The sequence below is a fragment of the Maribacter cobaltidurans genome (assembly GCF_002269385.1).
Taxonomy (GTDB): Bacteria; Bacteroidota; Bacteroidia; order Flavobacteriales; family Flavobacteriaceae; genus Maribacter; species Maribacter cobaltidurans.
The window spans coordinates 1,443,110-1,458,254 of the sequence record NZ_CP022957.1 but is presented as its reverse complement, the minus strand read 5'-3'; the positions used below and the strand labels follow the sequence as shown (position 1 = coordinate 1,458,254).

The 15,145-nt window shown below is 37.6% G+C and carries 13 protein-coding genes; 6 read left to right on the top strand and 7 right to left on the bottom strand.

Annotation, left to right across the window (positions count from 1 at the left end):
* Positions 1-24 precede the first annotated feature (24 nt).
* Positions 25-447 (bottom strand): (4Fe-4S)-binding protein, encoded by a 423-nt coding sequence (locus tag CJ263_RS06220; RefSeq protein ID WP_094996469.1) that lies wholly within the window; start codon positions 445-447, stop codon positions 25-27.
* Positions 448-453: 6 nt separating this feature from the next.
* The gene (locus CJ263_RS06215) at positions 454-747 is read right to left on the bottom strand and encodes a GNAT family N-acetyltransferase (protein WP_094996468.1); all 294 of its coding nucleotides are present in this window, start codon (positions 745-747) and stop codon (positions 454-456) included.
* 282 nt (positions 748-1,029) lie between these two features.
* Here CJ263_RS06215 and CJ263_RS06210 point away from each other — a divergent pair, with 282 nt between their 5' ends.
* From CJ263_RS06210 to CJ263_RS06185, 6 genes are all read left to right on the top strand, one after another.
* On the top strand, positions 1,030-1,329 hold the full coding sequence (locus tag CJ263_RS06210; protein WP_094996467.1) for a hypothetical protein: 300 nt from the start codon (positions 1,030-1,032) through the stop codon (positions 1,327-1,329).
* On the top strand, positions 1,326-1,868 hold the full coding sequence (locus CJ263_RS06205; RefSeq protein ID WP_094996466.1) for a hypothetical protein: 543 nt from the start codon (positions 1,326-1,328) through the stop codon (positions 1,866-1,868). The genes CJ263_RS06210 and CJ263_RS06205 overlap by 4 nt, the downstream gene beginning before the upstream one ends.
* A gap of 75 nt (positions 1,869-1,943) precedes the next feature.
* Positions 1,944-2,849, top strand: a complete 906-nt coding sequence (locus CJ263_RS06200) for an IS1595 family transposase (RefSeq protein WP_094996465.1) — start codon at positions 1,944-1,946, stop codon at positions 2,847-2,849.
* Positions 2,842-4,011, top strand: a complete 1,170-nt coding sequence (locus CJ263_RS06195; RefSeq protein ID WP_094996464.1) for a virulence RhuM family protein — start codon at positions 2,842-2,844, stop codon at positions 4,009-4,011. The genes CJ263_RS06200 and CJ263_RS06195 overlap by 8 nt, the downstream gene beginning before the upstream one ends.
* A 4-nt stretch (positions 4,012-4,015) precedes the next feature.
* A complete protein-coding gene (locus tag CJ263_RS06190) occupies positions 4,016-4,921 on the top strand; it encodes a S1 family peptidase (RefSeq protein ID WP_094996463.1) in 906 nt (301 codons plus the stop codon).
* 660 nt (positions 4,922-5,581) lie between these two features.
* Positions 5,582-5,914: a single-stranded DNA-binding protein gene (locus CJ263_RS06185; protein WP_094996462.1), complete on the top strand. Its 333-nt coding sequence runs from the start codon at positions 5,582-5,584 to the stop codon at positions 5,912-5,914.
* 283 nt (positions 5,915-6,197) lie between these two features.
* Here CJ263_RS06185 and CJ263_RS06180 read toward each other — a convergent pair whose 3' ends face one another.
* The 5 genes from CJ263_RS06180 to CJ263_RS06160 are packed head-to-tail and all read right to left on the bottom strand — an operon-like array spanning position 6,198 to position 15,118.
* Positions 6,198-7,859 (bottom strand): C45 family autoproteolytic acyltransferase/hydolase, encoded by a 1,662-nt coding sequence (locus CJ263_RS06180; RefSeq protein WP_094996461.1) that lies wholly within the window; start codon positions 7,857-7,859, stop codon positions 6,198-6,200.
* The gene (locus CJ263_RS06175; protein ID WP_094996460.1) at positions 7,860-8,735 is read right to left on the bottom strand and encodes a cupin-like domain-containing protein; all 876 of its coding nucleotides are present in this window, start codon (positions 8,733-8,735) and stop codon (positions 7,860-7,862) included. It abuts the gene before it with no gap.
* Positions 8,735-10,276: a phytoene desaturase family protein gene (locus CJ263_RS06170; protein ID WP_094996459.1), complete on the bottom strand. Its 1,542-nt coding sequence runs from the start codon at positions 10,274-10,276 to the stop codon at positions 8,735-8,737. The genes CJ263_RS06175 and CJ263_RS06170 overlap by 1 nt, the downstream gene beginning before the upstream one ends.
* A complete protein-coding gene (locus tag CJ263_RS06165; RefSeq protein WP_094996458.1) occupies positions 10,273-13,956 on the bottom strand; it encodes a 1-acyl-sn-glycerol-3-phosphate acyltransferase in 3,684 nt (1,227 codons plus the stop codon). The genes CJ263_RS06170 and CJ263_RS06165 overlap by 4 nt, the downstream gene beginning before the upstream one ends.
* Positions 13,949-15,118, bottom strand: coding sequence for a DUF2062 domain-containing protein (locus tag CJ263_RS06160; protein WP_094999136.1), 1,170 nt, complete (start codon positions 15,116-15,118; stop codon positions 13,949-13,951). The genes CJ263_RS06165 and CJ263_RS06160 overlap by 8 nt, the downstream gene beginning before the upstream one ends.
* Positions 15,119-15,145: the final 27 nt, after the last annotated feature.

The window sequence follows — 15,145 nt, the reverse complement described above, 5'->3', positions numbered from 1 at the left end:
ATGCTATTTGTTTTATGCTATTTGTTATCCTTTAAATCCTGATTTTCGGTGTGTGCCATCGCAAAAGGGCTTGTTTTCCGAGGCACCACAACGGCAAAAACTCGTTGGACCATCCTTGTGAATGGTTTCCCCGGATGCTGTCTCAATTTTTACTTTGCCCATTATGCGAAAAGGGCCGTTTTCCAAAATCTTGATTTCAACATGTTGCGAATCTGTCTTGTTTTCTTCTCCTTTCATGTAATAGGATAAGGCGCCGGAAGGACATGCTTTGATTTGTGATTGCAGGTCTGAAACAGTAGCATTTTCCGGGGTAATCCACGGTTTTTCCTTCGGTTTATAGACATCGGGCAATTTTTCTACGCAAACCCCGGAATGGATACATTTATTCGGTTTCCACACAATGGTCAAGTCTTCTTTCGTGTATTCTTTGGTTATTTCTTTATCCATAGTTCTTTATTCTATATTGATGCCTTTCATGACCAATCTTCGCCACTCCGGATACTTTTTTAAGTACATGGCTACAAATGGGCAAAGAGGCACGAGGGTAAGCCCCTGCTTTTCGATATCCTCCAAAACCTTTAACACCAAAGAAGAACCGATGCCTTTTCCTTCCAATGCACCCGGTACTTCGGTATGGGTAAGATAAATTTTCTCCTTGGCCTTGATATATTCAATAAAAACAAGGGAATCTTCCACAATGGCCTCATATCGTTTTTTGGCCGGATTATCGGTTATATTGAATTGCATAGGGTGATTCTCGTTTAGCAGCTTTTAAGATAGGAAAAAGGATTTAATCTTTAACATGGCATAAACGATTATAGATATTCGAAAATCTATTTTCACATATTTGTTTTTAAATAATTAATAATCGGGAACTATATATCACTTTACACTAGATAAAAAATTAATCATTTTTAAAATAAAGTAATTACTTACATGTTTAAAAGGTATATTCTTGATTTTAAACCTGCTAGTCATCGAAAATTATGATATTTTTAATATGTTTGTCGCTATCTTTTTTTACTTTTAATGGGTTACGACATAAAAAAATCTCTTTCCGAATGGATTGAGCAAGCACTACAAGAATATGGACTTGTCATAGCATGTTTGATAATAGGCATGTTAATAGGGTGGTACGGAAAACTTTTATTTGCAGACCGGAAGTATAATAAACAGATTCAAAAAAGGTTTGATGAAAAAGATGAAAGAATCGCTCAACTAAACTTTATAGTACACGAAAAACTTAACAAAATAACTGTTCCGCAAGCAGATAAAGATTTCTTCAGAAGGGTGAAAAGATTTTTTAAAAAATTTGCGTCTAAAAAATGATGAACATAGTCTTACTCATATCGTCATTAATTATTCTGATAGTTTTTATTGTAGGTCAAATAATTAAATACAAAAGGTTTACCCATATAAATGCAATGAAAAGCATTTATGATGAAATGGAGATGCATTTTGTTACAAACAAAATTATATTAAAAAAGGATTATATAGAGCTTCTAAAAGTATTTAAAAATCTTTCTGTTAATCCTGACTTTTTAGATATTCAAATGCTCGCATTATCTAAAATAGCTGCTGATAAATCTGGGAAATTAAAAGATGATAGAGACTGGTTTGACAAAACATTAAATTCATTGGATAATAAATTCCATGAACTTTTTTTGAGATTCGACTATAACTCCAACAAGGTTATAGATCTTAGTTTTTGGAAGCCTGACTTTGTTTTTTTTGCAATCAGAATGCTTATAATGTACTTCTTTCTATCTAGGGCAAAATCATTGGCCAAATTAAAATTTGAATATAATTTCATTAAAAACAATGAAGGCGCGATTTCATATTCAGGAATGAAAATGGCAAATTGTTGAATTAGTATTTAATTACACTTTATTATTTGTTTTAGTGTAATTAACTACTTATCTTAGCTGTATAATATTACAGTTATGATCAACCAAGACTTCAACTCGATTTTAGAACTTCTAAAAGCATTTCCCGATGAACAAACCTGCATCGACCATTTAGAGCAACTAAGATGGAACGGAAACGTAGTAAGTCCATTTGACCCGACTTCAAAAGTCTATAACTGTAAGGGGAACAGATATAAATGTAAGAATACTGGTAAATACTTCAACGTAAAAACCAACACAATTTTTGATAACACTAAAATGGAACTTCAAAAGTGGTTTCTTGCTATTTGGTTGGTCACTTCACACAAAAAAGGAATTTCATCTTTACAATTGGGCAGGGATTTAAAAATTACCCAAAAATCCGCTTGGTTCATGCTTTCAAGGATTCGTCAATGTTTCGGCCTTAACAACGACGACCAATTAGATAATGAAGTTGAAGCGGATGAAACTTTTGTAGGTGGAAAGAACAAGAATAGACACGCCAATAAGAAGTTTAAAGAAACTAGAGAAGATAAAACCCCTGTATTGGGAATGGTAGAAAGGAACGGTAAATTAAAGGCCAAGAAGGTCAAAAATACCACCTTGGAGGCACTTTCATCCGAGATACTTAAAAACGTCAAGGAATCCGCTACAATTTATACAGACGAATACACCTCATACGCTAGATTAAAAAGGGTTTATGACCATGCAGTAGTTAAGCATAGCCAACACCAATATGTTAACGGTCGTGTACATACCAACACTATTGAAAGCTTTTGGGCATTGCTTAAAAGGGGAATATTCGGTATCTATCATTTCACATCAAAAAAGCATTTACAATTGTATGTTGATGAATTTGTATTCCGTTACAATTCAAGAACTTCTACCGAAGCAATGAGATTTAATTTACTTTTGCAGAACACCGAGAATAGAATCACTTATAAAGAATTAATTAATGGATAATTTGTCTCAAAACGAATCTGAATTTATTTTTTATCGATCAGATGAAGGAAATATCAATATTCAGGTAATAGTTGATGATAATTCAGAAACAATTTGGGTCAATCAAAAATCAATGGCAGAGATTTTTGATGTAACTACTCAAAGCATAACTATACATCTAAAGAATATTTTTGAAAGTGGTGAATTAGATGAAAGTTCAACTTGTAAAGAAATTTTACAAGTTCAAACAGAAGGAAAGAGAAATGTTCAAAGAGAAATCAAGTTTTATAATCTTGATGTAATCATTTCTGTAGGTTATAGAGTAAACTCATATAAAGCTACTCAATTTAGAATTTGGGCATCTACTGTTTTAAAGCAATACATGATTAAAGGTTTTGCTTTAGATGATGAAAGATTAAAACAAGGGAAGAATCTTTTTGGTAAAGATTATTTTGATGAATTACTCGAAAAGATTCGAGAGATTCGAGCATCCGAAAGAAGGTTTTACCAAAAGATTACGGATTTATACGCAACTGCAATAGATTATGATTCCAAAGCCCCTATAACGAGAGATTTTTACGCAACTGTACAGAATAAGCTTCATTGGGCAATTCATCAACATACGGCTGCTGAATTAATAGAAAAGAGGGCTGATGCTTCTAAACCAAACATGGGTTTGACTTCCTGGAAAAACTCTAAGGATAAAGGAAAAATTTTAAAAAGTGATACCGAAGTTGCTAAGAACTATTTAACCAAAGATGAATTGAGTGACATGAACGCCCTTGCTGCTATGCTACTTGACTTTGCAGAGAATAGAGCAAGAAGGGGTATGACAATGAAAATGGTTGACTGGATTGAAAAATTGAATGATTTCCTAAGGTTCAACGAGTATGAGATTTTGGATAATCTTGGAACTATTACGAACAAATACGCAAAGCAAAAAGCCTTTAAGGAGTTTGAAAAATTTAGGGTAAAACAAGATCAAGAATATGAGTCTGATTTTGATGAAGCAATTACTGTAATAAAAGAAACGGGTAAACTTCCCGAACCCCCACATGAAAGATTTAGCATTAAAAGTGCAATGAAGCAATTAAAGGAAAGAAACGAAAAAAAGAAGCTATCCGATTTTAATCAAAAATTAAAACAAGGTTTAGATTGGAATCCTAAAGAAAGTAAATCCTGAATATATGATTAGATTCTTTAGATTTCTGATTATTCCCCTTTTTATTTCTTGTCAAGTATATTCTCAATCATTGGGCTTGGATAGGGTTGAGAAACTAAAAAGATGTACGGTGCGCCTAGAAACAGAAAATAAAACAAGAATTGGAACTGGCTTTTTTGTATCGGAAAATGGACATCTTGCGACTAACTTTCATAATGTTAATAAAGCTATTAAAAGAGACTCGATTACCAACGACATTTTATCAATAGGAAATGTCTGGGCTTTTTTTGATGATGGGCGTAAGATTCGGATGGGCATAGCTCCTCACTTTCTTTATGAAGATGATGGTTCGTTCAATTATGATTTTTATAAAAAAGGCATTATTGGAGATTTCATATTATTGTTTCCGGCTGAATCTACTATCAAAAAATTTGAATATTTAAAATTAGGTAGTTGGGAAGATATATCGGAAGGTGACGAAGTGTACACGGCTGGGTATCCTTTAGGAAATATAGATTTATCATTTTTTAAAGGAATTGTATCTACTAAATTCATACAAACAAGAAGCATGAAGATCAATGGTATCGAAAATATTGAAACAATATCTGCGGCATATCTAGATGTTACTATAAATGGTGGTAATTCAGGTGGTCCATTAATCAAATATGAAAAAAAATCTAAAAAAGAACGTGTGGTCGGGATTATTGGATTTAGGAAAAATCCGAACAGTTCTAAAACACTAGACAAAGCGCTGAACTATATTAGAAAGTATAACGAATTAAATACTACAGACGACATAAAATATAAAAAAGAAATTGATGATAAAAAGGATGTTTTTTATGCCCTTTCACAAAATTCCGTTGGCATAGGTGGGGCTTATCCCATTAATATTCTAAAGAATATATTGTCGAAGTTGTATCAGAAACAATAATCAAACTGGATTTTTTTGAAAGTTTGCTTCTGTCAAAATTCTCGGGCGTAATTACAGAAAATTTTTTGTCACTTGAAAATTCCGCAGATGTTGTGGCGCAACTTGAAACTACAACCAAAATAAAAAGTATAATTGATGTTCTCATTTTTAATGTATTAATTTTTTCTAAATTATTCAGCTTATTATGTTTTATGAAATAAATGTTGTTAGATGACCTTAATGAGTTGTGAACTATTTAAATCATGTTATTTATTCAATAACTTTAATCTTCTACTGCATCGGTTCTGACCGTACAGTCTTGGAAACGTCCTAAGAAAACGATTCATCGACAATGCAATACGCTCTATGAAATACGGAATTACCCATAGTGCCAATTTGCCTTTGCTCTTTTGGTTTGAATCAGCGAACCGATAACAATGGGGTATCGACCGTAAAAAAAATAGGATGGTTCTCATCCGAAACAAAACTTTACCTATTGGTGTAAAGTGATATATAGTTCCCTAATAATCAATATTATAAAAGTTTTTAAACGACTATAAACGATTACAAACGAAAATAAGTGTTTTAGAACCGAGTAATCTTTTGAGCTGTAAATATGTTTGCCCTGTCAAGTCAAGGAGGCTTGATAGTATTAACTGTTTAACGCAAAAAATTAATATTATGAACGCACTTAAAAACAAAGTACAGTTGATTGGAAACTTGGGACAGGACCCAGAAATTATCACCATGGACAACGGCACTAAATTGGCCAAATTCTCATTGGCCACTACCGAGAGCTATAAAAATGCCAAAGGGGAGAAGGTAGATGATACCCAATGGCACAATATTGTGGCTTGGGGCAAGACGGCAGAAATTGTAGAGAACTATTTGCTCAAAGGCAAGCAGGTGGCCGTAGAAGGTAAACTTACCCACCGCTCGTATGAGACCAAGGAAGGAGAAAGAAGATATATTACGGAAATCCGATGCAATGAATTATTGATGTTGGGAAAATAATGTAATGTGAGTTCAATATTAGAGAGCCATTATCCATTTGACTTTCATGATTCTATTACAATTGTCAGGTCGAGCTGTCATATCGAGCGCAGTCGAGATGCGAGACCTACTGCGACTTGAAGATTTCAAAAAGACTTCTCGACTGCGCTCGAAGGGACCTTTTTATTGGCTTCAGCACCAATACAGTGTAGATTTCAATGTCGAATGCTCGTCAAACTAAATTGAAATTTGATATGCCCCGATGCCCTTTATGGGTTTCGGGGTAATTTTTTGGAATCCCTAGTTATCGCAGTTTACGTAGATACTTTTCCACATTCTCCCGGTCGGGTACTGTGGTGATTTCTTTTTCCAGGGCCTTTTCAAAATATTTCTTGGCGACATAATCATATCCCATGTTGTAATTGTATACTCCGGCCAAAAAATACCCTTCCCAAAAATTGGGGTTGAGTGCAACCAGATTTTCTAATCGGGATTGGTCTATATGGGCTTTTTCAGAAATGTCATCTTCTATTTCATCCCTCAACATTCTGTACCGCTCATAATTTTTATAAGCCTCACTTTGTAAAAAAGGGTCTTTAGGGATATTCAGGTCGGTCTGCGCGATAGGCTGGTTCGTTACCTTGGGAAGGTTGAAAACTTCTTTTAAATCATACGCTACAAATTCACCCAGTTGATAGGGATTGCTGGACACCCATACCAATAAATCTTCCGGTTGAAAAACAATACCATGATGCGCCAACAATTGATTCAAGGCCTTTTCATTTCCGTACCCTATTTGCTCCTCGTCCAAACCCTGTTTATCCCTTAAAATGGAAACCACTTCGGTAGGATTTACTTTGGATGTTTCTTCCAACAGCTCTTCCATCCGTTCGTATCGGTATTGGGAATGGCTTTCCAAAATGTGTTTTTGATTCTTTTTGTCATCCGCATAGGCAGCACTTTGGAAGTGGTTGGCACAAATCAACTGATTGTTGTTTTCCACCTCATAGACTCCGAAATTATGCGGTGAAACCTCAATAATAGCCGCTTTTTTATCCTTGGCACTACCCACGAATATCGATTCCGAGACAAAGACGTCTCTCTTTTTGGCAATTGCAATGGCTTCTTCTATGGTGGAAGCATATTGCAAAATTTCCCGTGTGACCAAGGAAACCGGAGTTTTGGCAATCAATGGAAATTGGGACTTTCCTGCGTTGATGGTTACGGTAAGCCCTTGGTCGTTCATCCCGGAGACCACTCCGATCATTCCTCCCCAGGTAACCGACATGAATTTGTGTCCATTTTCTGGTTCTACAAAGGCAATTATTTTGTTCTTGGCGAATTCATCACCTGCATAAAAATCGAAATTCCTACCGATGAATAATTTTCCGTCCTCGGTTTTGTCGCCCCAGGCTGCGAAGGAAGAACAGCCTACCAAAGCCAAATCCTGTAATGCATGACCTATATCATGTGCTCCATGGAAATACATGACGCGCTGATAGGGCTTAGCGATATAATCATAATCCGGAGAGGCATATTTGGATATTCCATAAAGCTCCGTTTTATATTGGGCATCTATGTTGAGGTACATTTTCCGGTTAAACCATGCCAAGAACTTTCTCAGCAAATTTTGATAGCCCTTGGAGGGCACCAATTCATCTATCTTCTTTACGAAAATATCCTCCTGTTCGTTAAATAATTCCTGAGTAAGGCTTCCCGTTTTTAAACCCAATTCCAAAGGATTTCCACTTACACGGAGCTCCCAAAGCCCTTGTTTATTCTTTCTCAAAAAATTATCCGACAGGGTGTAGGTAGAATCGTTGATTTTCTGCCGCTGGGGAATTTGAGTTTCGTAGGCGGCGATATCCGGTTTTTCCTGTAAGGATTTCCTAACCCCACAAGAGGAAAGAACACCTATACTTAGAATCAGTGTAATTGCACGGTATAGTATTTTTAATTTTCCCAATTAGGTAAGATTAAGGATGTTCTTATGCGTTTTTTCTATGGCCTTTCTATCCTTGTAATCTAACCACTTTTGCCCCCAATGTTTACGGGTGAAATTATCAAAATGACGCATTACCAACACATTATAGAGCATATTGGCAAATCTTTTGGGACTTCTGGGAAGCGCACGTAAGGTCATGGAAAAACCACCGTCCAGATATTTGATATAGTGCCAGTAACCACTGGGCATAAAAAGGGCGTCCCCATGTTCCATATTCGCCGTTATACCTTCAGCATATTGTAGGGCAGGATACTTTTCAAAATCGGGATGGTCCATATCTATGGATTCCAGATTATGGATGGAATAGGGAACCCGATATAGATATTTTGTCTGTTCCGGTGAAAAGAGGGTCACATGTTTGTGTCCATCAAAATGAAAATGCATGCTATCGGGCAAATCAATGTCATAGTGCATGAACACCTTGGATTCTCCACCACCAAAAAAGAGTGCGGGTAATTTTTTAAAAAACTTTAGGCCAATATCCGGATATTGGAAATCATCCACCAAATCCGGCATTTTCTTCAATATTTCATAAAAGAATATACGAAGGTCCGTGGGCTTCGTTTTTAATATTTCAATATAATCAAACAGTTTCATCTCCTTTACTGGAGCGTATACACTCTGTTTGTCCTTGGCAGGTTCGTTATTGTAGAGGGGTACAATTTGGTCACCTGCTTTGTCCTGTATATAGTCAAGGGTCCATTTTTTATAGGCCGGCCAGTCCTTGGTCAAGCCTTTTAAAAGCACTGGTTTCTGGGGCTTGTAATAATTTTCAATGAAATCTTCCTTAGAGATTGTTTCCAATACGGTAATTGGCGACGTTTTAAAAGTTCCCATTAGACTATGATTTTTTCATTGGACTTCTCATTGGTAATTTTATTGATTAAATAGGCACCACCCAGAATTTCAGAACAGGTAACCACGCCACTAATGGTGACACCAAGAATACCGTGCATATTTAGACTCTGACCTGTCAGATAAAGATTTTCAATTTTAGTTCTGGGAGAAATAAAGGATTTTAAGGGCTCGTTCACATCCTTTACATATCCGTACATACTGCCTTGATGGTTGCCTATATAATCCCTGTAGGATAGGGGGGTGGAGGCATGTACCGATTGTATGCAGTCCCTGATATTTGGAAATTTCTTTTCCAACTCCCTTAGAAAAATTTCAGTCTTATATTTTTTGAATTCTTCGTAGGATGTGCCTCGTTCATTTTTTAAGGCTACCGTATTAAAAGTATGTTCCCACTCCTTGACCTCCTCGTATCGCATATAGGTGATGGCCGTAAGTTGTTCGCCCCATTCATCTTGGTTCTTGCGTACACCCATGGATACCATATAGGTTTCCGGCCAGGATTCTTGTGTATAATTGTGTGCCTCCCATACCCTTCTATAGTCCTTAAAATGGTAGTAGTTTTTGTTGAGGTATTTAAAGGTTTTTGGTTTGAGAACGATATGAATACTGAAAGCGGAAATTATACTTTCCATTTCTTGAATCCGACGGTTGTAGGACTTTCTAAAATGCCCCTCCCCAATCATTTTCAAAGTATGTTTAGGTTCTATATTGGAAATAAAAAGGTCTCCGTAGACCTCGGTTCCATTTTTAAGGGTAACGGATATTAATTTCCGGTCCACACAGGTCATATCCACTACCTCGCTATGTTTGTAGGCTTCGCCACCATGTTCCCTTAACCTTCTTATCAGCAGTTTGGTAATCTGGCTCCCCCCATCTGCACATCTATAGGCACTCTCAATATAGGAGTTAATGGATAAGGCGTGAACGTATAGAGGGGTTTTATTTGGGTCGCCTGCATACAATAGGTTTGACCCGGCCAGCACGGCTCTCAATTTTTCGTTTTGGGTAATACTGTCTATATAGTTCTTGGCCGTTTGCTGAAATAGTTCAGGGTCATTGCCATAGGGCTTACCCTCTTCCAGATTGTAGAGCGGAAACTTATTGCAGATTTCCTGTAGTTTACGGCAATAGGTTTCTATAGCTTCTTTTTCCTGAGGAAACCTTTTGCACAGTTGAGCGGTAAAATTGTCATAGCCTTGGGCATGGGGATAAGTAGAGTCATCATTGTCAAAAGTGATGATGTCAAAACCATCTTCGTTCATTTTTTTCAAAGGAAGTCCATCCAAAATACCCAGATAGTCAAAATACCGATTTAGGTTTTGTCCTTTGGATAGGCCACCTATGTAATGTACACCAGTATCAAAAATGGTACGTTCCCTAACAAAGGTCTGCAAATTGCCCCCAAATTGATTGTTCTTTTCAAGAACACAGACACTACGACCTTCGCAAGCCATGATATTGGCGGCCACAAGGCCTCCCATACCACTTCCTATTATCACAACGTCGTACTGTTTTTTCAATTGGAACTTTTTGTGTTAAGTACAATAAAATTATCATTTTGCCCAGTAATCAAAAAATCTAAACCCAAAACTTCTTTATAGTCCAGGGATTTCCCGGCTTTTAGGAGTATGATGGTTCTAAAATTACGCAGGTTCACCTGATCCATTGGGACTTCTTCCATATTAACGATCAGCGTGTTGGCCGATTGGGAAAGTGCATCCTGTAAGGTCTTGTGAACCGTAATCTTGCTATAATGATGCGTTAGGAAATTTTGCGATAGTCCCATTCGTGCCTCTGGATTTTTTAAGTAAGTATGGATTTTTCTGTCTATGGAATCGAGGGACAATAGTAAATCCAATTGCCCATCATCCATGGTAAGATGTATCAGGGTTTCCTTTTTTGGAAGCACTTGTAGTATCTTATGGTATAAGGTGCCACTTTGCTGCAAATCTGTCCTGACCCTTCTATAGATGTGATTCCCCCTATACCGAAAATTTTCCAATATGGCTTTATCCCAGTAGCCGGCAACCTCAATTCCCTGCCTTAGTTGAAGAAACTGATTTCTAAAATAAGCACCGACCAATTTCGCTCTCTCCGTATAAGTGCTTCCAAAAGAATAGTCTTGAGGGGAAATTCTGGGTAGAATTTTCACCGTTATACTGCCATCCCTTATTACAAAACTTCCCTTGGGTAATACTTCTGAATTTCCATGAATCAAAATGGGAATGAGGTCCAATTGAAATTTTTCGGCAAGATAAAAAGCACCCTTGTGAAACCTTTTTATTTTGTTGGAAGTAGAGCGGGTTCCTTCCGGAAAGGCAATGATGGAAAAGCCTTGTTCCAGTTTTTGTTGTAGATAAGCTTCACCATTTTCAACACCTCCTGAAACGGGGTAAGCACCTGCTAATTTTGCTGCTTTTCCAAAAATAGGAGAGTTGTATACCCAATCGTTAACTAGAAATATAAGCTTGGGGTGCAGCATTCCGATGCATAAAATATCTAAAAAGGAAGTATGGTTGGCAATCAACATGGCAGGTTTTTCAAAAGTTTCCTTGGAAGGATACAATACCTGCTTTTTAACGAAAGGGTTGGTATATAAAACCGATTTCATCAATTTGGAGACTGCCTTGTGGAACCCAAGATTTTCTTTTTTAGCCTGATCGGGATTGAAAAGGGTGACAATCCAGGCATAGATGGAAAAGAATATTCCGCCCAAGCCGAAATACAAAAATGACAGTACAGAATGAATAAAATAGCGTAAAGAAATCGGTCGCTTATTTATATTGCCTATAAAAAGCCGAAACAATAAGGGTTGTATGGTAAAGGCGACAAAAGCTGCGGAGAAAATACCAATTAACGATACCCGGGAAATAGCATATAGTGCCGGGTGTTTGGCGAATATCATGACCCCCACACTGGCAATGGTCGTAATGACCGAAAGGATAATGGAGGTCTTATGGGTGGGTAGGGATTTGATTCCCGTTTGATGTTCCAACAATAATCCATTGGTGACAAAAATGCTATAGTCTACCCCAAGGCCAAAAATGAAGCTGCAGATAATAATATTGAATATATTGAATTCAATGCCCAACACGCCCATTAAACCAACAGTCAGAAACCAAGTAAGGAAAATAGGAACGGCCGTTACCAAGGTTAAGGATAGACTTTGATAAAACAGTGCCAGAATCAGGACGACGGTAATCAGGGATAAGAGTAAAAGTCTATTGAAATCGTTCTTTAAGGTGCCCAAGAATGATTCGTTCACTTCCTTTCGGTTGATGAGCAGGGTATTTGGAGTGTCCTCAAATTGAGATTTCAAGTTATCATATTGGTTTTCGTTTAACTTGATCAAGGAAGTGACCGTGGTTCCTGTGGAGTCGGATACAATGTAATCTTCCGTCGTTAGGACAGGGAAAGCTTTAAAATCCGATATGCTCATAGGCTCAAATCCGCTATTGAGCCAATCATAAAAATTTTGAAATGTATTGGGCTTAAAGCCGAGATTTTCAGAATTGAGGTTTAAATCGGTCTGCAAGGAATCCAATCTGGACTTTGTCCAAAAATGACGCCATTGGTTTATCTTGGCTTCCTGGGTCTTGCTCGATTTGACCAAACTGGACACCGAGGTAAAATTTAATAGTTGTCCTTCATTTTTTAATTGTTGAAGTTTTTTATAGATAACATCATTTTGCTGCAATACCTGTTCCTGGTCTTCGCCATATGTGGATAGGTAAACCGATTTGGACTCCAAATCTGTAAGGTTTTCCAGTTTTTTCCTGGCTTCATTTAATTGAGGGGACTCGTAATTAAGCTTGCTGATGTCTTGGTTGAAGGTTACCTTGTTATAATAAAATAGGCTGATGATACAAGCTATGGCAATCAACCCTATTGCCCACTTGCTTTTATGAAACTCGAAGGCCGCCACTTTTTCCAAGAAGGTGGATTTTCCATTTTGATCTCCTTCAAAAGCATATACTTGGGGAATGAACAACAAAGAAAAAACAGCGGCACCCACCACGCTTATGGAGGCAAATAGCCCTAGATCCTGCAAAGCTTGGGATTCAAGGAACAGCAAACATAAAAATGCCGATGCCGTTGTTAGGCTGCTCATGAGAATGGAGGGGGCCACTTCACGATACATGAGTTGCAGATTCTCTCCTTTTCTAATATGCGTTAGGATATGGAGGGCATAATCCAAGGTTACTCCCAAGAGAATAGCCCCTATACCAAGTGAAATGGCAGAAATATAATCCCGGGTCAAAGCCAAAATGGACATGGCCAAGAGCGCACCAAAAACCGTAGGGGTGAATAATATTAAGGGGAGCGAAATCCTTTTGTAGAACAGAATCAACAAAATGAGCAGGATAACCATGGCAATACTTACCGTGAAAAGAATGTCATTTTTTACCTGTTGCGCATTGGCCACCGCCACAAGTGCCGCTCCAAAAAAAGAAACATCGATGTCATTGCCATAGGTAGACTTCAATTTTTCCTTCAGTACTTTGAGTCCCTCCGCCAAGGGTTCGTTTTCTACAGTGGCACTAGAAGGGTTTACTGGTGTTAGAAAAAGAAGAATGTTGGTTTCCTCCTTGTTCAACAAAAAGCCGTTCTTCAATTTAAAATCTTCCGCAACTCCCAGTTTTTGTAGTTTCTTTAAGGCGATAAAGGAAAATCCCAAGGGATCTTTGATAATGGATTTCTTGGCAATAATACCGGAAGGGGACACCAAAGTGCGGTAGTTCTGTTCCATTTGTGATCGGATGCTATCACCTGAAAGTTTCCGGTCGATAGTCCTATAATCGCTTTCTTCCAAAAAAAGGGGAAGGTTATCATATACAAGGTCAAGTGTACTAAGTATTTGGGCGTCCGCTACCTTTCCTTGAACGGACTTGATGTATGCTCCGTAGTCCTTTTGTAGGCTATCTACAAGATTGGATGCATATTGGGTAAGTTCTTCTACGGTCGTAGCTTCTCCCTTTTCAATATTTACAATGATTTTGTCCGTAAAGGAAATCGACTTAAGGACCTTTTGTATGCGCCGAGTTTCCGGATTCGATGGGATAAGGGCAGTGATATCGTCCTTGAAATGTACTTTGGAAGCGTAATAGGCAAGGCCGGCGACTACCAATAATAGGTATATCAACCAAATAAATCTGTGTTTATTGATATAGCCATATGTCTTAAAAAAGAAATCACCCATTATTAACGGCCATTTTCCGCTTTCCAAAGTATGTTAGGGTAATATAGCCTATTCCTCCTAAAAGAAGGGCTCCACCACAAGCCAAAATCATACTTCCTATTAAATAGGCCTTTAAATGGGTCAAGAAATCAAAATTAGCGTTTATGGATTCCAATGAGAACGTAAAGGACTCACCTAAAATCCAACTGCCTGTTTGCAGGCTTCCCAATACGATAAACGGAATGAAGGGAGGCAGACTCACATTGGAAAAGGCAAAAGCAATGGGCTTGTTCAATTTTAGAATAAAGGATAAAAAAAGGACCAATATGGTATGTAGGCCCCAAAATGGGCTTAAACCTACAAATACCCCAAGGGCAATGGATAGGGCCTTTTTTGCCGGGGTGTCGTTACTGCCCAAAACATCGTTCAAAAGAAATGTTTTAAATCCTTTCTTTTTGATTTTCCTAAAAAAATCCCTGGGTTTTATATAGAATACAGTTACCAAAACGAACCATGTATTCAGGATGCTGATTCTTGTAAAATCCGGAACGGTTCTAAAATGTGACACTCGATCAACATCGTCATACAGAATTTTGACGGGTACATTTTTTACCAAGGTTCCATGCCAAGAAGCTTTTACGATGACCTCGATTTCAAACTCGAATTTTGGTGTATACAAGGAAAGCTTTTCTATTTCCTTCAAGGGATACAAGCGAAATCCACATTGTGTGTCCTGAAGCCACGTACCAGTCTCAAACCAAAACCAAAAATTGGAAAACTTATTTCCAAAACTACTTTTACCGGGAACATCGGCCTGGGCCATGTTTCGGGCGCCTATATATAAAATATTTTTAGTGGTTTCCCTTTCCAGGGCATCCAAAAAAACGACAATATCTTCGGCAAAATGTTGCCCGTCAGAATCCATGGTAATGGCATAATGGTATCCTTTCTTAAGGGCTTCTTCAAAACCTACCCTAAGGGCCTTTCCTTTTCCCTGGTTTTTTTCAAAATGAACTTGATCTATTTCAGGAAACCCCTCCAGTATTTTAGCGGTATTGTCGGTTGCGCCATCGTTTACCACGATGATGTTACTGGTAAACCGTAGAACATCCCTTAACACCCGGGCTAACGATTTTTCGTTATTATAAGTGGGTATTAGCACACAGCAGTGCCATTGTTGCATTCTTTCCTGTATGGTTTTTAGATTGGG

Excerpts from the sequence above, each read along its gene's own strand:
- CJ263_RS06220 (WP_094996469.1), bottom strand. The coding sequence starts at position 447 with ATGGATAAAGAAATAACCAAAGAATACACGAAAGAAGACTTGACCATT.
- CJ263_RS06215 (WP_094996468.1), bottom strand. The coding sequence starts at position 747 with ATGCAATTCAATATAACCGATAATCCGGCCAAAAAACGATATGAGGCC.
- CJ263_RS06210 (WP_094996467.1), top strand. The coding sequence starts at position 1,030 with ATGGGTTACGACATAAAAAAATCTCTTTCCGAATGGATTGAGCAAGCA.
- CJ263_RS06205 (WP_094996466.1), top strand. The coding sequence starts at position 1,326 with ATGATGAACATAGTCTTACTCATATCGTCATTAATTATTCTGATAGTT.
- CJ263_RS06200 (WP_094996465.1), top strand. The coding sequence starts at position 1,944 with ATGATCAACCAAGACTTCAACTCGATTTTAGAACTTCTAAAAGCATTT.
- CJ263_RS06195 (WP_094996464.1), top strand. The coding sequence starts at position 2,842 with ATGGATAATTTGTCTCAAAACGAATCTGAATTTATTTTTTATCGATCA.
- CJ263_RS06190 (WP_094996463.1), top strand. The coding sequence starts at position 4,016 with ATGATTAGATTCTTTAGATTTCTGATTATTCCCCTTTTTATTTCTTGT.
- CJ263_RS06185 (WP_094996462.1), top strand. The coding sequence starts at position 5,582 with ATGAACGCACTTAAAAACAAAGTACAGTTGATTGGAAACTTGGGACAG.
- CJ263_RS06175 (WP_094996460.1), bottom strand. The coding sequence starts at position 8,735 with ATGGGAACTTTTAAAACGTCGCCAATTACCGTATTGGAAACAATCTCT.
- CJ263_RS06165 (WP_094996458.1), bottom strand. The coding sequence starts at position 13,956 with ATGGGTGATTTCTTTTTTAAGACATATGGCTATATCAATAAACACAGA.
- CJ263_RS06160 (WP_094999136.1), bottom strand. The coding sequence starts at position 15,118 with ATGCAACAATGGCACTGCTGTGTGCTAATACCCACTTATAATAACGAA.